The sequence below is a fragment of the Rhizobacter sp. genome (genome assembly GCF_032229685.1).
In the GTDB taxonomy this organism is placed as follows: domain Bacteria; phylum Pseudomonadota; class Gammaproteobacteria; order Burkholderiales; family Burkholderiaceae_C; genus LMDS01.
Window position 1 is genome coordinate 1 of the sequence record NZ_JAVTWP010000032.1, and the last position, 19600, is coordinate 19600.

Annotated in this window: 21 protein-coding genes and 1 other RNA gene; 18 read left to right on the forward strand and 4 right to left on the reverse strand. The window is 66.9% G+C overall.

What is annotated here, in order from left to right:
* The 5 genes from AC30PD_RS14430 to AC30PD_RS14450 form a co-directional block, all read left to right on the forward strand.
* Nucleotides 1-857: enoyl-CoA hydratase/isomerase family protein (locus tag AC30PD_RS14430; protein ID WP_489536349.1), on the forward strand; the 857-nt coding region annotated here is incomplete at its 5' end.
* Between the two features lie 14 nt (nucleotides 858-871).
* Entirely contained in the window at nucleotides 872-2068 is a 1197-nt protein-coding gene (locus tag AC30PD_RS14435; protein WP_489536350.1) for an acetyl-CoA C-acyltransferase, read from the forward strand.
* Nucleotides 2061-2630, forward strand: a complete 570-nt coding sequence (locus AC30PD_RS14440) for a DUF1569 domain-containing protein (RefSeq protein ID WP_489536351.1) — start codon at nucleotides 2061-2063, stop codon at nucleotides 2628-2630. The genes AC30PD_RS14435 and AC30PD_RS14440 overlap by 8 nt, the downstream gene beginning before the upstream one ends.
* A 35-nt stretch (nucleotides 2631-2665) precedes the next feature.
* The gene (locus AC30PD_RS14445; RefSeq protein WP_489536352.1) at nucleotides 2666-3427 is read left to right on the forward strand and encodes an enoyl-CoA hydratase; all 762 of its coding nucleotides are present in this window, start codon (nucleotides 2666-2668) and stop codon (nucleotides 3425-3427) included.
* Nucleotides 3428-3589: 162 nt separating this feature from the next.
* On the forward strand, nucleotides 3590-4369 hold the full coding sequence (locus AC30PD_RS14450; RefSeq protein WP_489536353.1) for an SGNH/GDSL hydrolase family protein: 780 nt from the start codon (nucleotides 3590-3592) through the stop codon (nucleotides 4367-4369).
* Nucleotides 4370-4380: 11 nt separating this feature from the next.
* Here AC30PD_RS14450 and AC30PD_RS14455 read toward each other — a convergent pair whose 3' ends face one another.
* A complete protein-coding gene (locus AC30PD_RS14455) occupies nucleotides 4381-4734 on the reverse strand; it encodes an acyl-CoA thioesterase (protein WP_489536540.1) in 354 nt (117 codons plus the stop codon).
* Nucleotides 4735-4863: 129 nt separating this feature from the next.
* Here AC30PD_RS14455 and AC30PD_RS14460 point away from each other — a divergent pair, with 129 nt between their 5' ends.
* The 8 genes from AC30PD_RS14460 (at nucleotide 4864) to AC30PD_RS14495 (ending at nucleotide 13076) form a co-directional block, all read left to right on the forward strand.
* The gene (locus AC30PD_RS14460) at nucleotides 4864-6699 is read left to right on the forward strand and encodes an ABCB family ABC transporter ATP-binding protein/permease (protein ID WP_489536354.1); all 1836 of its coding nucleotides are present in this window, start codon (nucleotides 4864-4866) and stop codon (nucleotides 6697-6699) included.
* Between the two features lie 129 nt (nucleotides 6700-6828).
* Complete coding sequence (locus tag AC30PD_RS14465) at nucleotides 6829-7308, forward strand: hypothetical protein (protein ID WP_489536355.1); 480 nt, start codon at nucleotides 6829-6831, stop codon at nucleotides 7306-7308.
* A gap of 32 nt (nucleotides 7309-7340) precedes the next feature.
* A complete protein-coding gene (locus tag AC30PD_RS14470; RefSeq protein ID WP_489536356.1) occupies nucleotides 7341-8258 on the forward strand; it encodes a LysR substrate-binding domain-containing protein in 918 nt (305 codons plus the stop codon).
* A gap of 138 nt (nucleotides 8259-8396) precedes the next feature.
* A complete protein-coding gene (locus AC30PD_RS14475; RefSeq protein WP_489536357.1) occupies nucleotides 8397-9809 on the forward strand; it encodes an aspartate ammonia-lyase in 1413 nt (470 codons plus the stop codon).
* A 135-nt stretch (nucleotides 9810-9944) separates the two neighbouring features.
* The gene (locus tag AC30PD_RS14480; RefSeq protein ID WP_489536541.1) at nucleotides 9945-10847 is read left to right on the forward strand and encodes a transporter substrate-binding domain-containing protein; all 903 of its coding nucleotides are present in this window, start codon (nucleotides 9945-9947) and stop codon (nucleotides 10845-10847) included.
* Between the two features lie 100 nt (nucleotides 10848-10947).
* Nucleotides 10948-11658: an amino acid ABC transporter permease gene (locus AC30PD_RS14485; protein WP_489536358.1), complete on the forward strand. Its 711-nt coding sequence runs from the start codon at nucleotides 10948-10950 to the stop codon at nucleotides 11656-11658.
* Nucleotides 11655-12326, forward strand: a complete 672-nt coding sequence (locus AC30PD_RS14490; RefSeq protein WP_489536359.1) for an amino acid ABC transporter permease — start codon at nucleotides 11655-11657, stop codon at nucleotides 12324-12326. The genes AC30PD_RS14485 and AC30PD_RS14490 overlap by 4 nt, the downstream gene beginning before the upstream one ends.
* Nucleotides 12327-12341: 15 nt before the next feature.
* On the forward strand, nucleotides 12342-13076 hold the full coding sequence (locus AC30PD_RS14495) for an amino acid ABC transporter ATP-binding protein (protein ID WP_489536360.1): 735 nt from the start codon (nucleotides 12342-12344) through the stop codon (nucleotides 13074-13076).
* A gap of 31 nt (nucleotides 13077-13107) precedes the next feature.
* Here AC30PD_RS14495 and AC30PD_RS14500 read toward each other — a convergent pair whose 3' ends face one another.
* Nucleotides 13108-13833, reverse strand: a complete 726-nt coding sequence (locus AC30PD_RS14500) for a TonB family protein (RefSeq protein ID WP_489536361.1) — start codon at nucleotides 13831-13833, stop codon at nucleotides 13108-13110.
* A 192-nt stretch (nucleotides 13834-14025) separates the two neighbouring features.
* Between AC30PD_RS14500 and pyrC the strand changes: the two genes are divergently transcribed.
* Genes pyrC through AC30PD_RS14515 form a run of 3 tightly spaced genes read left to right on the forward strand, consistent with a single transcriptional unit; the run spans nucleotide 14026 to nucleotide 16594 of the window.
* Nucleotides 14026-15078: a dihydroorotase gene (pyrC, locus tag AC30PD_RS14505; protein ID WP_489536362.1), complete on the forward strand. Its 1053-nt coding sequence runs from the start codon at nucleotides 14026-14028 to the stop codon at nucleotides 15076-15078.
* The gene (locus tag AC30PD_RS14510) at nucleotides 15075-15842 is read left to right on the forward strand and encodes an NYN domain-containing protein (RefSeq protein ID WP_489536363.1); all 768 of its coding nucleotides are present in this window, start codon (nucleotides 15075-15077) and stop codon (nucleotides 15840-15842) included. The genes pyrC and AC30PD_RS14510 overlap by 4 nt, the downstream gene beginning before the upstream one ends.
* Nucleotides 15839-16594, forward strand: coding sequence for a DUF3025 domain-containing protein (locus AC30PD_RS14515; RefSeq protein ID WP_489536364.1), 756 nt, complete (start codon nucleotides 15839-15841; stop codon nucleotides 16592-16594). The genes AC30PD_RS14510 and AC30PD_RS14515 overlap by 4 nt, the downstream gene beginning before the upstream one ends.
* Before the next feature lie 92 nt (nucleotides 16595-16686).
* Here the strand turns inward: AC30PD_RS14515 and AC30PD_RS14520 are convergent, their stop codons facing one another.
* Nucleotides 16687-17085 (reverse strand): hypothetical protein, encoded by a 399-nt coding sequence (locus AC30PD_RS14520; protein ID WP_489536365.1) that lies wholly within the window; start codon nucleotides 17083-17085, stop codon nucleotides 16687-16689.
* Between the two features lie 254 nt (nucleotides 17086-17339).
* Here AC30PD_RS14520 and rnpB point away from each other — a divergent pair.
* Nucleotides 17340-17736: RNase P RNA component class A (gene rnpB / locus AC30PD_RS14525), an RNA gene on the forward strand.
* A gap of 5 nt (nucleotides 17737-17741) precedes the next feature.
* On the opposite strand, the gene AC30PD_RS14530 is transcribed toward rnpB, so the two are convergent.
* Complete coding sequence (locus AC30PD_RS14530; RefSeq protein WP_489536366.1) at nucleotides 17742-18323, reverse strand: GNAT family N-acetyltransferase; 582 nt, start codon at nucleotides 18321-18323, stop codon at nucleotides 17742-17744.
* A gap of 48 nt (nucleotides 18324-18371) precedes the next feature.
* Here AC30PD_RS14530 and AC30PD_RS14535 point away from each other — a divergent pair, with 48 nt between their 5' ends.
* Nucleotides 18372-19577, forward strand: a complete 1206-nt coding sequence (locus AC30PD_RS14535; protein WP_489536367.1) for a multidrug effflux MFS transporter — start codon at nucleotides 18372-18374, stop codon at nucleotides 19575-19577.
* Nucleotides 19578-19600 lie beyond the last annotated feature (23 nt).

The following is a 19600-nucleotide window of genomic DNA, read 5'->3' on the forward strand; positions in this document are numbered from 1 at the left end:
CGAAAGCCGTCGAACTCGCCGAGCGCGAGTACAAGGGCCTCGTGATCTGGTCGCCAGACGACGTGTTCTCGGCCGGTGCCAACCTCGAGCAGATGATGCCGGTCTTCATGAAGGCCGGCGGCAAGGGCATCGTGCCCGAAGTGAAGAAGCTGCAGGATACGATGCTGCGCCTTCGTTACGCCACGGTGCCGGTGGTCTCGGCGATCCGCGGCATCGCGCTCGGCGGCGGCTGCGAGATCGCGTTGCACACCGCGAAGCGTGTGGCGGCGATGGAAAGCTACATCGGCCTCGTGGAAGTGGGCGTCGGCCTGATCCCGGGCGGTGGTGGCCTGACGTATATCGCGCGCCGTGCGGCCGAGATGGCGAGTGCCGGCAACGCCAATGCCGACATCTTCAAGTTCCTGTCCGACGGTTTCACCAACGCCGCGATGGCCAAGGTGGGCACCAGCGCGATCGAATCGCGCAAGCTCGGCTACCTGCTCTGGAGCGACGTGATCGTGCCGAACAAGGACGAGCTCCTGTTTGTCGCCACGCAGCAGGCGAAAGCCATGTTCGAGAGCGGCTACCGCGCCCCGGCGCGCACGCTGTTCCCGGTGGCGGGCCGCAACGCCATCGCCACCATCAAGGCGCAACTCGCCAACATGCGCGACGGCGGCTTCATCAGCGCGCACGACTTCCACATCTCGGCGCTGATCGCCGACGTGGTGTGCGGCGGCGATGTCGACGCCGGCTCGCTGGTCAGCGAGGAATACCTGATGGCGCTGGAGCGCAAACACTTCTGCGGCCTGCTCGACCACGAGAAGACGCAGGAACGGATCATGGGCATGCTGCAAACCGGCAAGCCGGTGCGGAACTGATTGGAGTCACGAGCATGAGCAAGCAAGTACAAGAGGCGTACATCGTTGCCGCCACCCGCACCCCGATCGGCCGCTCGGGCCGCGGCTACTTCCGCAACACCCGGCCCGACGACCTGCTCGTCGCTGCGATCAAGAGCGCGATGCTGCAGGTGCCGACGCTCGACCCGAAGGCGATCGAAGACGCCATCGTCGGCTGCTCTTTCCCCGAGGGCGAGCAAGGCATGAACATGGCGCGTGTGGCAGTGGCGCTGGCGTTCAGTAACCCGATCGGTGGCGTGACCGTGAACCGGTTCTGCGCGTCGGGCATCACCGCGATCCAGATGGCGGCCGACCGCATCCGCGTGGGCGAGGCCGACGTGCTGATCGCCGGCGGCGCCGAGTCGATGAGCCTGGTGCCGATGGGTGGCAACAAGCCGTCGTTCAACCCCGCCATCTTCGAGAAGAACGAGAACATCGGCATCGCCTACGGCATGGGCATCACCGCCGAGAAGGTCGCGGCGCAGTGGAAGGTCAGCCGCGAAGCGCAAGACGCGTTCGCGCTCGAATCGCACCTGCGCGCCATGAAGGCGCAGGCCGCCGGCGAGTTCACCGACGAGATGACGCCGATCGAGGTCGTGTCGCGCTTCCCGAACCTCGAATCGGGCGACCAGGGCGTGAAGACCCGCACCGTGACCCTCGACGAAGGCCCGCGGCCCGACACCTCGCTCGAGGGCCTGGCCAAGCTGAAGCCGGTGTTCGCCGCCAAGGGCTCGGTGACCGCCGGCAACAGCTCGCAGACCAGCGACGGCGCAGGCGCATTGATCCTCGCCAGCGAGAAGGCCGTGAAGCAGTTCGGCCTGACGCCGCTGGCCAAGTTCACCAGCTTTGCCGCGCGCGGCGTGCCGCCCGAGATCATGGGCATCGGCCCGATCGAGGCGATCCCGGCGGCACTGCGCTACGCGAACCTGAAGCTCGACGACATCGGCTGGATCGAGCTCAACGAAGCTTTCGCGGCGCAGTCGCTCGCCGTCATCAACAGCGTCGGCCTCGACCCGGCCAAGGTCAACCCGATGGGTGGTGCGATCGCGCTCGGCCACCCGCTGGGCGCGACCGGCGCGATCCGCGCCGCGACGGTGGTGCACGCGCTGCGCCGCCACAACCTGAAGTACGGCATGGTGACGATGTGCGTGGGCACGGGCCAGGGCGCGGCCGGCATCTTCGAGCGTGTCTGATTCGTCGTCTTCCGCGATGAGCGCCGAGCGCCGCAGCATGCTGCGGCGCATCGGCCTGGTCGTGGGCGTGGGCGCGCTGGCGGCACCGGTGCTCGTGAGCGCGGTGAAACCGGCACCGCTGAACTCGGAACGTTTCGCTTCGATCGACGTGGCGCTGAAGACGCTGGAGCAGTTGAAGAACCAGGCGCTGCGCATGAGCGGTGCATGGGACATGGCGCACGTGCTGCACCATGCAGCGCAGAGCGTCGAGTATTCGATCAGCGGCTTCCCCGAGCCGAAGCCGGCCTGGTTTCGAGCCACGCTCGGGTCGTATGCCTTCTCGCTCTTCAACGCGCGCGGCCAAATGACGCACAACCTGGCCGAGCCGATCCCGGGTGCGCCCGACATTGCGCAGGGCCAGCCGCTGGCACCGGCCATCGACCACCTTGTCGGTGCCTTGCAAGCCTTCGAGCGCCACACCGGCGCGCTGATGCCGCACTTCGCCTACGGTTCGCTCGGCAAGGCCGACTACACCCGGGCGCACCTGATGCACCTGGCGAACCATTGGGCCGAAGTGGCTTGACCAGATCACTTTCATTTCAAGCAGGAGACCACAGCATGAGCATCAAGACCGCCACCCTGAACGGCGTGGCCACGATCGAGATCGCGCGGCCCGAGAAGAAGAACGCGATCACCGGCGCCATGTACCAGCAGATGGCCGACGCGCTGAATGCCGCGAAGGCCGACGGTGCCGTGCGCGCCGTGTTGATCACCGGCCAGCCCGGCATCTTCACCTCGGGCAACGACATCGAAGACTTCATGCAGCGCCCGCCCGGCAACACCGAGTCGCCGGCCTTCGTGTTCATGCGCGCGCTGATGGGCTGCGACAAGCCCGTGATCGCGGCCGTGACCGGCGCTGCCATCGGCATCGGCACCACCTTGCTGCTGCACTGCGACTTCGTCTACGTCTCTGACGAAGCGCGGCTGGCGATGCCTTTCGTGAGCCTGGGCCTGGTGCCTGAGTTCGCCTCGAGCCTGATCGTGCCGCAACTGATGGGCAACGTGCGCGCGGCCGAGAAGCTGTTGCTCGGCGACCCGTTCAGCGGCGCCGACGCGGTCGAGTGCGGCATCGCCAACGCGGTGCTGCCGGCGGGCGAAGTGGTGAACCACGCGCGCCGCATTGCCGAACGTTTCAACGCGCTGCCGCCGGGCGCCGTGCGTGACAGCAAGACGCTGATGCGCCGTGCACGGTCGCAGGCTGCGCTCGAAACGATCGCGGTCGAAGGCGAACTGTTCGGCAAGCGCTTGCGCAGCCCTGAAGCGCAGGAAGCCTTCAGCGCGTTTTTTCAGAAGCGCAAGCCCGATTTCTCGAAGTTCTGAACGTGACCGGGCGGTTCGCCGCCCGGTCGCGCCGAACAATCCGGGAATAGATCGCGACCGATCTCGCAATCCCGAGATTCTTTGCGGCGCGGGCTGCCCGATCCCCGCCGGCGATGCGAAGATCACGGCCGGCAATGCTTCGCCGACTCAACACGCCCTGCCTTGAACTCCTGGCTTCTCGCTGCCGCCAAGATCGCACTCGCGCCGTTGCTGGTCTGGCAGGGCCGGCAAGTGCGGCGCACCGCGCTGCGCCTGCCCGAGGCCGAAGGCCCGCGCGAAGGCGTCGCCGGTACCGGCAAGGTCTGTCTGCGGGTCTTGATCGTCGGTGACTCTTCGGCCGCTGGCGTCGGCGCCCGCAACCAGACCCAGGCATTGGCCGGGCGGCTGAGCGAAGCGCTGTCGCAGCGCCTCGGCGGCTCGGTGGCCTGGCAACTCATCGCGCGCACGGGCGACGCCACGCAGGTCACGCTCACGGCGGTGCGCAAGCTGTCGCTGCACCCGGCCGACGTGATGGTCACGGCGCTCGGGCTGAACGACGTGGTGGCCCAGGTGCCGCTCAAGCTCTGGCTGACCCGGCTCGACAAACTCGACCGCGCGGCCGAAAAGCGCGCCGGCGTGAAGCACGTGGTGCACAGCGGCATCGCGCCGATCCATTCCTTTCCGCTCTTGCCCAACCCGCTGCGCTGGGTGCTGGGCGCCGACGCCCAGCGCTACAACCGCGGGCTCAGCGACTGGGTGCAGCGCTGGCCGAACCGCTGGTGGCTGCCGCTGCCGTTCGAGAATTCGCAAGCCTCCGACAGCAGCGTCTTGATGGCCGAAGACGGCTTTCACCCCGGGCCCGCGGTCTACGCGCTGTGGGCCGAACAACTGGCCGCGATGATCGCGACCGAGATCGTGCCGATGCTGCCCGCCACCGAACCGACGCGGCGCCAGCGCGCCTGAGTCAGCCTTTCTCAGCCTTTCGGAATCAGCCGCGGCTTGCCTTCGCGGTCGATCGCCACGTAGGTCAGGTTCGCTTCGGTCACTTTCACCACGTGCAGATTCGCCGGGTCACGCTCGGCGTAGACCTCGACGTTGACGGTGACCGAGGTCTTGCCGATGCGCTCGACCTTGGCGTAGAAACTCAGCAGGTCGCCGATCGAGACCGGTTGTTTGAAGATGAACTGGTTCACCGCCACGGTGACGATGCGGCCCTTGGCGATGCGCGAAGGCAAGACGCCGCCGGCGATGTCGACCTGCGCCATGATCCAGCCACCGAAGATGTCGCCGTTGCCATTGGTGTCGGCCGGCATCGGCATCACGCGCATCACGAGCTGGCGGTCGCCCGGCAGCTGAAGCGGCGAGAGCGTGTCGCTGTCGGTGCCGGGCGCACTTGAAACTTCGGGCATATGCTTCACCTGCTTTTGTCGACCGCCCGATTCTTTCACTCTTTCCCGATGCGCCCAGCCACCCTTGCCGCCCCGCCTTCGCCCGATGCCCCGGCAAGCGCCCCCCGTTCCGACTGGTCGACGCTCAAGAAGCTCCTGCCCTATGTGTGGCAGTGGCGCTGGCGCGTGCTGGTGGCCTTGTCGTTCCTGGTCGCGGCCAAGCTCGCCAACGTGGGCGTGCCGCTGGTGCTCAAGCAGCTCGTCGATGCGCTCGACCTGAAACCCGGTGACCCGCGCACCGCGCTGGTGGTGCCGGTGGCGCTGCTCTTCGGCTACGGCGCGCTGCGGCTGTCGATCACGCTCTTCACCGAACTGCGCGAGTACCTGTTCTACCCGGTGGCCGCACGCATCGCGCGGCGGGTGTCGCTCGAAGCCTTCGAGCACCTGCTCGCCTTGAGCCTGCGCTTTCACCTCGAGCGCCAGACCGGCGGCGTGTCGCGCGACCTGGAACGCGGCTCGCGCTCGATCCAGTCGCTCTTGAACTACACGATCTACAACATCCTGCCCACGCTGGTCGAGATCACGCTCGTCATCAGCCTCTTGTCGGCCAAGTTCGACGGCTGGTTCGCCGCCATCACCTTCGGCACGCTGGTGCTCTACATCGTGTTCACCGTCACCGTGACCGAGTGGCGCACGCACTTCCGGCGCGCCATGAACGAGCAGGACTCGAAGGCCAACACACGCGCAGTCGACGCGCTGATCAACTACGAGACGGTCAAGTACTTCTCGAACGAGAAGTTCGAACAGGGCCGCTACGACGAGAACCTGCAGCGGCTGGAAAAGGTGTCGATCAAGTCGCAGACCTCGCTCTCGGCGCTCAACCTCGGCCAGAGCCTGATCATCGCCACCGCCGTCACGCTGCTGGTGTGGCGCGCCACCGTGGGTGTGGTGGCCGGCACGATGACGCTCGGTGACCTGGTGCTCGTCAACGCGCTGATGATCCAGCTCTACGTGCCGCTCAATTTTCTCGGCGTGATCTACCGCGAGATCAAGCAGTCGATGATCGACATGGAAAAGATGTTCGCGCTGCTCGGCCAGAACCGCGAGATCGCCGACGCACCGGGTGCGAAGCCGCTGGCCCACGCCGGTGGTGTGGTGCGCTTCGAGCACGTGCGCTTCGGCTACGACGCCGACCGCACGATCCTGCACGACATCAGCTTCGAGATCCCGGCCGGCAAGACGGTGGCGGTGGTCGGCCCGTCGGGTTCGGGCAAGAGCACGCTGGCGCGGCTGATGTTCCGCTTCTACGACGTGAACGCCGGGCGCATCAGCATCGACGGGCAGGACATCCGCGAGGTCACGCAGCAGAGCCTGCGTCAGGCCATCGGCATCGTGCCGCAAGACACGGTGCTGTTCAACGACACGGTCGAATACAACATCGGCTACGGCCGGCCGGGGGCGGGGCGGGCCGCGGTCGAAGGGGCGGCGAAGGCCGCGCACATCCACGGCTTCATCACGTCCACGCCGAAAGGCTACGACACGATGGTGGGCGAGCGTGGGCTCAAGCTCTCGGGCGGTGAAAAGCAGCGTGTCGCGATCGCCCGCACCTTGCTGAAGAACCCGCCGGTATTGATCTTCGACGAAGCCACCTCGGCGCTCGACTCGGCCAACGAGCGTGCGATCCAGGAAGAGCTGCGCAGCGCAGCGCGCAACAAGACGGCGCTGGTGATCGCACACCGCTTGTCCACGGTCGTCGACGCGCACCAGATCCTGGTGATGGAGCAGGGCCGCATCCTCGAGCGCGGCTCGCATGCGGAATTGCTGGAGCAGGGCGGGCGCTACGCCGACATGTGGCGTCTGCAGCAGAGCTCGGCCGACGACAGCGAAGCGCTGGCAGAAGCCTGAACCGCCCGATGTGACACGGCGCGTGAATTGCGGCCGTGAACTCGACAACATCGGCCGAGGGCGGCGGCACTCTTGCCGGCGCCCCTTGCCTAGAGTCTCGTCATCGATGGACTCAGCAAGGCGAACCCCATGAAAGTCACTGCAAGACTCGGCCGCTGGGCCGCGCTGGCTTCGCTGGCCGCCGCCAGCCTCGGCGCCCACGCCATGCCCGACGCGGCAATCCTGGTGTGGGTCGAGAACCAGAGTTTCGGCTTCGATGCCTGTGCCGGCGTGCACCCTTCGGCCGAGGCTGCCGCGGCCACGCTCGCGACGCTTCGCGCCCGCGCGGCGACCGACATCGAGAGCGCGTTGCGAGCCCGCGGTGTCGAGCTGGACGCCGACCGTTTCATGCTGCTCACGCCGGTCAACGGCGCGCTTGCCTGCCGTGGCGTCGAAGGCCAGGTCACGTTCCGCGTGTCGGCCGTCGACCGCCGCGCGCGCAGCGCCCTCACGATCGACATGGCGGTGCGCACCGAAGCCGACGCGGCCGATCGCACGGTGCGCGTGCGCACTGCCAACGAGCTCGCACGCCACTTCGGCAGCACGCCGATCCGCTCGGCCAGGCTGTAAGCGCCCGCCCGCGGGTCGCTACACTGCCCCGCGTGGAAACCAAATGGCTTGAAGACTTCGTGAGCCTGGCCGAGACGCGCAGCTTCTCGCGCTCGGCCCAATTGCGGCACGTGACGCAGCCGGCGTTCTCGCGCCGCATCCAGTCGCTCGAAGCCTGGGCCGGCATCGACCTCGTCGACCGCTCGTCGTACCCGACCCGCCTCACGCCCGCCGGCGAAACCCTGCACTCGCAGGCGCTCGAGATCCTCGGCTCGCTGCAGACCACGCGCAACATGATGCGCGGTCACAAGGCGGCCGGGCACGACATGATCGAGTTCGCCGTGCCGCACTCGCTCGCGTTCACGTTCTTCCCGCACTGGGTGATGGACCTGCGCAAGCGTTTCGGCGCGATGAAGAGCCGCCTGATCGCGCTCAACGTGCACGACGCCGTGATGCACCTGACCGAAGGCAGCTGCGACCTGCTGATGGCCTACCACCACCCATCGCAGCCGTTGCAGCTCAACCCCGACCGCTACGAGATGCTGAGCCTCGGCCACGAGACGCTGATCGCGTTCGCCAAGGCCGACGCCGACGGTCAGCCGCTGTTTCGCCTGCCCGGCCCGGCCGGCCGCGGCGTGCCCTTCCTGAGCTATGCCGAAGGGGCGTACCTGGGCCGGCTGGTCGAGCAGATCACCCGGCTGTCGAGCGAGCCGCTCAACCTCGAGCCGATCTACGAGACCGACATGGCCGAAGGCCTGAAGGCGATGGCGATCGAAGGCCATGGCCTGGCCTTCCTGCCGGCCAGTTCGGTGAAGAAGGAGCTCAAGAGCAGGCGCCTGGTGCGGGCCGGCCCGGCCGGGGCGCACGAGCTGACGATGGACATCCGCCTGTACCGCGAAAGGCCCGAGATGGCGCGCCACAGCAAGCCCGGCGCGCAGGCGCTGTGGGACTTTCTGCTGGACTCGGCCTGAACCTCGGGTGAACCCTGAGGCGCTATGCGCCGAATGCATAGGTGCCCGGAGATTCAGCATTGGCGCCGATCCGGGGCCGCCCCTACAGTTCGCGGCGCGGCCGGACACCCCGGCTCATTCAACCCGCGAGACCCCTTGATGACCGCCTTCGAAACCCGCCGGGAACACGACTTCCTCGGTGACATGGACATCCCCGCCGCCGCCTATTGGGGCGTGCACAGCGCGCGTGCTGTCGCCAACTTCCCGATCTCGGGCCAGACCGTCGCGCAGATGCCCGAGCTGGTGCGGGCTCTGGCCTTCGTGAAAAAGGCGGCCGCCCGGGCCAACGTGCAACTCGGTGCACTCGACGCCGCGCGGGCCGAGGCCATCGTGCGCGCCTGTGACGACGTGATCGCCGGGGCCCTGCACGAGCAGTTCGTGGTCGACGTGATCCAGGGCGGGGCTGGCACCTCGACCAACATGAATGCCAACGAGGTGATCGCCAACCGCGCGCTCGAACACCTGGGCCACCCCAGGGGCCACTACGCCGCACTGCACCCGAACGACCACGTGAACGCGTCGCAGAGCACGAACGACGTGTACCCCACCGCGCTGCGCGTGGCCGCGTGGTTCGGCATCGAGGCGCTGCTGGTGGCGATGGCAGAACTTCGGGGCGCGTTCGAGGCCAAGGCGCTCGAGTTCAAGAACGTGCTGAAGATCGGCCGCACCCAGTTGCAGGACGCGGTGCCGATGACACTCGGCCAGGAGTTCCTCGCCTTCGCGATCATGATCGGCGAGGACGAGTTGCGCCTGCGCGAAGCGCGCGCGCTGATCACCGAAGTGAACCTCGGTGCCACCGCGATCGGCACCGGCATCAACGCGCCGGCCGGTTACGCCGAGATGGTCGTGCCGATGCTGGCCGAAGTGAGCGGTGTGCCGGTGGTGCGGGCGGCCAACCTTGTGGAAGCCACGCAGGACACCGGCTCCTTCGTGCAACTGTCGGGCGTGCTCAAGCGTGTGGCCTGCAAGCTCAGCAAGGTCTGCAACGACCTGCGCCTGCTCTCGAGCGGCCCGCAGGCCGGCTTCGGCGACATCAAGCTGCCGGCGCGCCAGGCCGGTTCGTCGATCATGCCGGGCAAGGTGAACCCGGTGATCCCCGAAGTGATGAACCAGGTGGCCTTCGAGGTGATCGGCAACGACGTGACGATCACGATGGCCTCGGAAGCCGGCCAGCTGCAGCTCAATGCCTTCGAGCCCATCATGGGTTATGCGCTGCACAAGAGCCTGCGCCACCTCACCAACGCCTGCAAGACGCTGCAGGTGAACTGCGTCGAAGGCATCGAAGCCAACCATGGCCTGCTGGCCAGGCGTGTGGCCGAGTCGGTGACGCTGGTGACGGCGCTGAACCCGATCATCGGCTACGAAAAGGCCGCACTGATCGCCAAGACGGCGCTGGCCACCGGTGGCACCATTGCCGAAGTGGCCGAAGCTTTGGGCATCATGAGCCGCGCCGAGATGAACGCGCTGCTCGTGCCCGAGAAGTTGACCCAGCCGGTTAGGCTGGTGGCATGAAGGTTGCGAAGCCTTCTGATTGGGACTGCGGCAAACCCTAGTGTCGCGGGCAAATACGCGTTTTCACGTCGGCCCGCATACCGAAGAATCCGTTGTTTCGTTTTTAACCCCGTAGGAGCTCGTATGAAGAAGTCGATGTTCGTCCGCGCCGTGGCTGTGGCCTCCGCGATGGTCGCCGTGGGTGCCGTGCAGGCGCAGGCTACCGACACCCTGAAGAAGATCAAGGACACCGGCGCCGCCACGATGGGCGTGCGTGAATCGTCGGGTGCCCTGTCGTACACGCTCGGCGACGGCAAGTACACGGGCTTTCACTACGAGGTTTGCCAGAAGGTGCTGGCCGACGTGCAGAAGCAGCTCGGCCTGGCCAAGCTCGACATCAAGTACCAGCCCGTGACTTCGCAGAACCGCATTCCGCTGGTGCAGAACGGCACCGTCGACATCGAGTGCGGCTCGACCACCAACAACGCCACCCGCCAGAAAGACGTGGCCTTCGCCCCCACGCTCTACGTCGAAGAAGTGCGCATCGCCGTGAAAGCCAACTCGGGCATCACGAGCATCGCCAACCTCACCGGCAAGACCGTGGCCACCACCACCGGCACCACGTCTGTGCAGTTGCTGCGCAAGCACGAGCGTGCCAACAACGTCGACATCAAGGAACTGATGGGCAAGGACCACTCCGACAGCTTCCTGCTGCTCGAATCGGGCCGTGCCGACGCCTTCGTGATGGACGGCCAGATCCTGGCCGGCCTCATCTCCAAGGCGAAGAACCCGGCCGACTACAAGATCGTCGGCGAGGTGATCAGCGTCGAGCCGATCGGCATCATGTACCGCAAGGACGACCCGGCCTTCAAGAAGGCCGTCGACGACAGCATCAAGGCCATGGCCAAGAGCGGTGATGTCGCCAAGCTGTACGACAAGTGGTTCATGCAGCCGATCCCGCCGACCAACACCAAGGTCGGCCTGCCGGCTTCGGAGCTGACCAAGGCAGCCTGGGCCAACCCGAGCGACAAGCCGCTCGAAGACTACGCCAAGAAGTAAGAATGGCAGGAGAACCCGGGTGCCTTTGGCACCCGGGTTCGCACTGACCATCACCTGACGCTGCTGGGCGGCAGCAAGAACAACTCGACGAGGGGGAGCTGTGGGAAGCAAATGGGACTGGCAGGTATTCCTGCAAGACACCGGCGGAGGCCGCACTTACCTCGAGTGGCTGATGTCGGCCTGGGGCTGGACGCTTTCTGTCGCAGTGATGTCGCTGGTCGTCGCACTCGCGGTCGGTTCGCTGATGGGCATTCTGCGCACCACACCGAACAAGTGGCTCGTGGCCATCGGTGAAATCTGGACGGAACTCTTCCGCAACGTGCCGCTGCTGGTCCAGATCTTCCTCTGGTACCACGTGATCCCGTCGATCTTCCTGAGCCTGCGCTCTGTACCGAGCATCGTGCTCGTGGTCTTCGCGCTCGGCTTCTTCACTTCGGCTCGCGTGGCCGAGCAGGTCAAGGCAGGCATTCAGGCCTTGCCCAAGGGCCAGCGTTACGCTGGCCTGGCGATGGGCCTCACGCTGCCGCAGACCTACCGCTACGTGTTGCTGCCGATGGCGTTTCGCATCGTCATCCCGCCGCTCACCAGCGAATCGATGAACATCGTCAAGAACTCGTCGGTGGCGTTCGCGGTCAGCATCGCCGAGCTCACGATGTTCGCGATGCAGGCCCAGGAAGAAACCTCGCGCGGCATCGAGGTCTACCTCGCGGTGACGGCCCTGTATTTCATTTCGGCCTTCGCCATCAACCGGATCGCGCTGTTCATCGAACAGCGGGTCCAGGTGCCCGGCATGATCGGGGGTGGCAAATGATCGCCGCACTCGACTTCACGTTCCTGAACTGGAACGTCGTCTCCAACTTCATCCTCAAGGGCCTGATCTTCTCGGTGCAGCTCACGCTCATCGCGATGATCGGCGGCATCGCGCTCGGCACGGTCCTGGCGCTGATGCGCTTGTCGGGCAAGAAGTGGCTGGTGGCCGTGGCGGCGTTCTACGTGAACACGCTGCGCTCGATCCCGCTGGTGATGGTGATCCTGTGGTTCTTCCTGCTGATCCCGCTGCTGATCGGCCGGCCGATGGGGGCCGAGGTGTCGGCGATCATCACCTTCACCGTGTTCGAGGCGGCTTACTACTCCGAGATCATGCGGGCTGGCATCCAGAGCGTGTCGAAGGGCCAGGTCAATGCCGGCTACGCGGTCGGCATGACCTACGCGCAGTGCATGAAGCTGATCGTGCTGCCGCAGGCCTTCCGCAACATGCTGCCGGTGCTGCTCACGCAGACGATCATCCTGTTCCAGGACACGTCGCTGGTCTACGCGATCGGTGCCTACGACCTGCTCAAGGGCTTCGAGGTGGCGGGCAAGAACTTCAACCGCCCGGTCGAAACCTACCTCACGGCCGCCGTCGTCTACTTCATCATCTGCTTCAGCCTGTCGATGCTCGTGCGTCGCCTGCAGAAGAAGATCGCCATCATTCGCTGATCAGGGGAACACGCTGTGATCGACATCAAGAACGTTTCCAAGTGGTACGGCAGCTTCCAGGTGCTGACCGACAACACCACCACCATCAAGAAGGGTGAAGTGGTCGTGGTGTGCGGCCCGTCGGGCTCGGGCAAGTCCACGCTCATCAAGACCGTCAACGCGCTCGAGCCCTTCCAGAAGGGCGACATCGTGGTCGACGGCATCTCGATCGCCGACCCCAAGACCAACCTGCCGAAGCTGCGCGCGCGCGTGGGCATGGTGTTCCAGCATTTCGAGCTGTTCCCGCACCTCACGGTGACCGAGAACCTCACGCTGGCGCAGATCAAGGTGCTCGGCCGCAACGACGCCGACGCGAAGACGCGCGGCCTGAAGATGCTCGACCGCGTGGGCCTGATGGCGCACAAGGACAAGTTCCCCGGCCAGCTCTCGGGCGGCCAGCAGCAGCGGGTGGCGATCGCGCGCGCGCTCAGCATGGACCCGATCGTCATGCTGTTCGATGAACCCACCTCGGCGCTCGACCCCGAGATGGTCGGCGAGGTGCTCGACGTGATGATTCAGCTCGCCAACGAAGGCATGACCATGATGTGCGTGACGCACGAAATGGGCTTCGCGAAGAAGGTGAGCCACCGCGTGATCTTCATGGACGCCGGCAAGATCGTCGAAGACTGCACCAGCAAGGAATTCTTCGGCAACCCCGACGCGCGTTCGCCACGGGCGAAAGAATTCCTCTCGAAGATCCTGGCGCACTGACCGCGCGTGCCGGCGGGAGCCGGCGCGTTGTTTACTCGGTCGCGAACGCGAAGCTGACCATGTGTTCGCGCGGCTCCGGGATCGGCGCGTAGCGCCACGCCTGCAGCGCCCGCAGCACGGCGCGGTTCAGGCGCGAATCGGTGGTCGAGGCGATCGACAGGTTCGACACCTCGCCGCTGGCCATCACCGTGAAGGCCACCACCACCTTGGCGGTGTTGAGCCGGCTGTCGAGAAGGTCTGGCGAAAGCACTGGCTCGATGCGCTTGAGCAGCGTCAGCGGCGCAGGCTCCGCGGCAACGGCCGCTGGCACGGCGACGGCGGCCAGCGCCGCTTCCGGCGCTGCGGCGATCGTGGCGGCAGGCTGCGGCGCAGGTGCTGGTGCGGGTGCTGCAGACGCCGCAGCGGTCTCCACCGGGGCCGAAGGCGCCGCGAGCGGCTGAGCGACGATCGGCGCCGGGCTGGCGCTGTTGTTGGCAAGCGCCGCGGGCGGCTTGTCTGTGTCGGCAGGGGAGGCCCTGAGAAGCAACGGCTTCTTCACCGCCGTCTTGGCCGCGGGCTCTTCCTTCGGCGGCGCCGGTTTGGTCTTCACCGTGTTGCTCTCGATGATGACCTTGTACGGCGAGCGCGCCTGGCGCTTGACCCATTCCGGGATCTTGCTTTCGTCGACTTCGGGCTGTGCGGGCGCGGCTTGCGCGAGGGCGGCGCAACTCCACAGCGCGCCAAGACCGCATAGACACCAACGAAAAACAGGAAGCATGTTTCGCTCCGCGACTGCCAGGGCCCGTGTGGCCGCACGCGGCACTGGGGTGCATGTCGCGGCGACCCGCCGGCAGGGGCCGACGAAGGGAAGGCGCGAGTCTAGACCGACTGTGCCGCGCGAGGTGCGAGGCCAGCGTGATGCTGTTAACGGCGGTGCCGGCCGGCCGTTTGGCGCGCGACAATGCGGCCCATGAACCCGATCGAAACCCTCACTTTCACACGCCCCGACGACTGGCACCTTCACCTGCGCGACGGCGCGGCGCTCGCTGCGGTCGTGCCGCACACGGCGCGCCAGTTCGCGCGCGCCATCGTCATGCCGAACCTGAAGCCGCCGGTCACGACGGCCGCGCAGGCTGTGGCCTACCGCGAGCGCATCGTCGCGGCGCTGCCCGCGGGCATGAGCTTCGAGCCACTGATGACGCTGTATCTCACCGACGTGCTCGCACCCGAAGAGATCGCCCGAGCCAAGGCGGCCGGCGTGGTCGCACTCAAGCTCTACCCGGCGGGCGCCACGACCAACAGCGACGCCGGCGTGACCGACCTGCGCAAGACCTACCCCACGCTCGAGGCGATGCAGCGCGCCGGCCTGCCGCTGCTGGTGCACGGCGAGGTCACCGACCCCGCGATCGACCTGTTCGACCGCGAAAAGGCCTTCATCGACACCCAGCTGATCCCGCTGCGCCGCGACTTCCCGGAACTGAAGATCGTGTTCGAACACATCACCACGCGCGAGGCGGCGCACTACGTGAGCGAGGCGAGCGGTTTCACCGGCGCCACCATCACCGCGCACCACTTGCTCTACAACCGCAACGCGATCTTCCTCGGCCCGGGCGGCGGTGCGGCGCTGAGGCCGCACCTCTACTGCCTGCCGGTGCTCAAGCGCGAAGAACACCGCCGCGCGCTGGTCGAGGCCGCCACCTCGGGCAGCCCCAAGTTCTTTCTCGGCACCGACAGCGCACCGCACCCGGCTCAGCTGAAGGAACACGCGAGCGGCTGCGCCGGCTGCTACACGGCACTGAATGCGATCGAGCTGTATGCCGAGGCATTCGAAGCCGCCGGCGCGCTCGACCGGCTGGAGGCCTTCGCCAGCTTCCACGGCCCCGACTTCTACGGCCTGCCGCGCAACACCGGCCAAGTCACGCTGCGGCGCGAGCCCTGGCTCGTGCCCGAGACGCTGCCTTTCGGCGACGCCCAACTCAAGCCGCTGCGCGGTGGTGAAACGATGACCTGGAGGCTGGCATGAACAACGCACCGACCGTGATGCTCTTCATCGACGCCGACAACGTCTCGGCCAGCGTGATCGAGCAGGCCATCGCGCGGGTGCTGGCCGACCACGGTGCCATTCATGTGCGGCGCGCGCACTGCACCGCCGAAGCCGCCGTGAACCACCAGCAGCTCTTCAAGCGCTTGTCGATCCGCCCGATCGTCAACCTGTCGACCGGCAAGAACTCGACCGACATCGCCCTGGCCGTCGACGCGATCGACCTGGTCGCGGCCGAGCGCCCGCAGGTCGTCGTGATCGTGTCGTCGGACTCCGATTTCGCGCCGCTCGTGATCCGGCTGCGTGAAAAAGGCTGCCGTGTGTTCGGTATCGGCCAGATGGGCAAGACCGGCGACGAGTCGCGCGGCGTGTACGACGGCTTTGTCGACATCGAGCACGTGAAGGCCCGGCCGCCGGCGCGTGGCGCTGCGGCCAAGGTGGCTGCACCGCGGGCACGCGCCCAGCCGGCGCGCACCCGCGCTCCGGCGCCCGTGGCCGAGCCGCCGGCGGTACCCCGGGTCGTGGTGCCGGCCGAGGTGCTGAGCATCCTGCAGGCTGTTCCCGCGCTGCAGGGCGGCGCGCCGATGCAGCTGAACGAGGCCGGCGAAGGCCTGCGCCGGCATGGGCTGCTGAAGAGCAAGAGCGCGTCACCCAGCCGCTTTCTCAAGCGCCATGCCGAGCACTTCGAACTGGTGCCGGCCGACAAGCCGCGCACGGTGCGTTACCTGGGCCCGAGCCGCCCGTGACCGGCCGTGGCGCCACCGAGCGCTTCGAGATCGACTGGTCGCAGCCCTGGCTCGAGCCTTGGCGCGAACGTGGCGAACCGATCGCGGCGCAGGCTGCGCGAGGCGGCTTGTTGGAGGCGCTGAATGCCGCGAGCGACGCCAGCGTGTGCGTGGCAGCCGGCCGCGTGCGTTTTGTCGATCCGGCCTGCCAGCCCGCCGGCGAGGCTTACGAAACCTTCGTTGCCCGCACCGCCTGCGTGCCGACGCGCAACAACCTGCACGACTTCTTCAACGCCCTGGTGTGGCTGTGCCTGCCGGCCTGGAAGCGCCGGCTCAACGAACTGCAGGCCGGGCAGATCGCTTCTGCGGGCGTGGGTGGCAGCCGTGGTGCGGTCCGTGATGCCCTCACGCTGTTCGACGAAAACGCCGCACTGCTGCAGGCGCCGCAAGACCTGGTCGATGCCTTGCGCGCCCGCGACTGGCCGGCCTTGTTCGTGAGCCGGCGTGCGTTGTGGGCGCAGGCCCGCATCACGCTGTTCGGCCACGCGCTGCTGGAAAAGCTGACGCAGCCGCGCAAGGCGATCACGGCCCATGTGTGGCTGCTGCCCGAGGGCGCTGACCTGGCCTCAGCGCAGGCCCTGCGGCAGCTCAGCGCCGAGCGGCTGGCCGACAAGCCGTTCCTGCCTTTGCCGGTGCTGGGCGTGCCGACCTGGTGGCCGGCAAACGAAGATCCTGCGTACTACGACGACCTGCAGGTGTTTCGCCGGGCCTGATTCCGAGCCTGCGGCACCAATGAAAACAGCGGCCCGGGGGCCGCTGTCCTGATTCGAAGTGCCGGCCGCGCGGGGCGGCCGAGCCGTCGAAATTACTTCTTCGGGGCGGTGGCGCCTTCGCCAGCCGGGGTCAGCTCGCCCTTCTTGGCGGCGGCCTTGGTGTCGGCCTTGACGTCGGCACGTGCAGCGGTCGACTTGCCTTCGGCGGCAGCCTTCGGAGTGCCTTCGCCAGCCGGGGTCAGCTTGCCTTCCTTGGCGGCAGCGTTGGTGTCGGCCTTGCGCTCGGCGCGGGTCTTGGTCGACTTGCCTTCGGCGGCAGCCTTCGGAGCGCCTTCGCCGGCCGGGGTCAGCTTGCCTTCCTTGGCGGCAGCCTTGGTTTCGGCCTTGACATCGGCGCGCGCAGCGGGAGCCGAAGCCTGGGCGAACGAAGCCTGGGCGAACATGGCAGCGGCCACAGCGGCCACGATGGTGAGAGCGTTTTTCGTCTTCATGGGGTATCTCCTGTACAGAACGTGGGGGAAGGTCATTTCACTGAGCCAACGCACTCTGAGCGACATGCCTTCGATGAGTCGACATGCTGGCGATCTGCCAGAGCCGACCGCATGAGCGCGGCCCGTATTAGAACGCGGGATTGCCCGATCGGTTGACGAAAGTGTTTGTTTCAAAGGCCGGCAGGGCCTCGGCGCGCCCGATCTGTTGCGCCGGCGCTGCACCGCTCCCGCCCAGCGCCCATAATTCCGACCGTGAAGCAAGCCAGACCGCCGCTGGTGCAAGGCTCGAAAGGGCGCACTGGAGGAAGGTCCGGACTGCGCAGGGCGGCGTAGCAGTCAACGGCTGTCCACCGTGAGGTGAGGATCAGAGCAACAGAGACGAGTCCCTTGAGGCCGCGGCGCAGGCGCAAGCCGAAGCCACGAGCACCAAGGGGGTGAAACGGGCAATCTCTACGCGCAGCAATACCAAATAGGCACACGTTGGGTGATGCGGGCAACCGCGTCGCTCACGGCCCCGGCCCGGGGAGATGTGTGCGGGTAGGTAGCACCGAGCCGTGCAGCGATGCACGGCCCAGAGGAATGGCGGTCACGGTTGGCGCTTCGCAAGAGGCGCCGGCCGCACAGAATCCGGCCTATCGGCTCGCTTCACACTTTTTTCAGGCGCCGGCGAGCGGCTTGCGCACCGTGAGGCCCCCTTCGCCGTCGTCCTTGACGACCTCGAAACCGGCGGCCGAGTACATCGCCAGCGGCCCGTGGTGGTGCTGGGCGGCGTTGCTGGCGTCGCTGCGCGGGTAGGCCTCGGCCCAGTCGAAACCACGTTCGCGCAGGTCGTCGCAGGCGGTGTTCAGCAGCGCCCGGGCCAGGCCCTGCCCGCGGAAGGCGGGGGCGATCACGAAGCAGGCGATCGCGCCGATGCGTTCTTGCAGCGGCTCGGGCTCGTCGAACAGGCCGGCGACGAGGCGGCGCGGGCCGGCGTTGCACCAGCCAACGGCCTGACCACCGGCGTAGGCCAGCCAGCCCTGCATCGTTCCGCCTGCGATGCGCTCACAGGTGGCGGCACGGTTCTGCGCCGCGCTGCGGTCTTTCCAGACGACGGTGGCGTGGTCGGCGTGCGGGAAGTGGCAATAACAAGAGAGCCACTTCGGGTTGTCGGCAAACGCGCGCTGCTCGAAGAAGTCGAGGAAGTCTGCAAGGCGCTCCGGCGCCAGCGGGCGAATGTCGATCTGGGCGAGGTTCATGGCTTCCCCTGGTTCTGGCACCCCGACAGCATAGACTCGACGGCTCTGATGAACCCCGACGCACACACACTCTGGCGCGCTCCGCGCTGGGCCCTTGCCGTCTTGCTCGCCTGCCTGGGCATGCTCGGCCCCTTCTCGATCGACACCTACCTGCCGGCCTTCACCGGCATCGCTGCGGCGATCGGCGCCACGCCGGTGGAGATGCAGCAGACGCTGTCGGCCTACCTGTTCGGCTTTGCGATCATGAATCTCTTTCATGGCGCGCTCTCCGACAGCTTCGGCCGCCGCCCGGTCGTGCTGTGGGGGCTGGCGGTGTTCACGCTGGCTTCGGTGGGTTGCGCGATGTCGCAGCACATCGGCGCGCTGGTGTTCTTTCGCGCGGTGCAGGGCATGTCGGCCGGCGCCGGCATCGTGATCTCGCGCGCGGTGATCCGCGACATGTTCCCGCCCGCCGACGCACAACGGGTGATGTCGCAGGTGACGATCTATTTCGGCGTGGCGCCGGCGGTCGCACCGATGGTCGGTGGTTTCCTGTTCGTGCATGCCGACTGGCACGCGATCTTCTGGTTTCTGGTCGCCGTGGGCGTGGTGTTGTGGGTGGCCAACTACAAGCTGCTGCCCGAGACGCTGCACTTGTCGCAGCGCCAGCCGTTCAACGTGCGCAACCTGATGCGCGGGTACCGCGAGATGGGCTCGAGCGCGCGTTTCATGATGCTTGCGCTGGCCAGCGGCATCCCGTTCAACGGCATGTTCCTGTACGTGCTGTCGGCGCCGGTCTTCCTGGGTGAACACCTGCACCTGGCGCCGGGGCAGTTCTTCTGGTTCTTCCTGATCACGATCGCCGGCATCATGGGCGGTGCGTGGATGTCGGGGCGGCTGGCCGGGCGCATCAAGCCGCAGCACCAGATCCGTCATGGTTTCCTGATCATGTTGCTGGTCTCGCTGCTGAACCTGGGGCTGAATCTCGTGTTCACGCCGCAGGCCTGGTGGGCGTTGCTGCCGCTCGGCATCTACGCCTTCGGCTGGGCGCTCATGGTGCCGGTGGTCACCCTCATGGTGCTCGACCTCGTGCCCGAACGGCGTGGCATGGCCTCGTCGTTCCAGGCCTGCGTGGGCAGCCTGGCCAACGGCCTGGTGGCGGGCGTGATCGCGCCGCTGGTGATGCATTCCACCGTCTGGCTGGCGGTCGCCTCACTGGTGATGATGAGCGTGGGTGTGTTCGCGTGGATCTGGGTCAAGCCGCGTGTGACCTGAGCTTCAAGTTCGCCGTGTTCGGG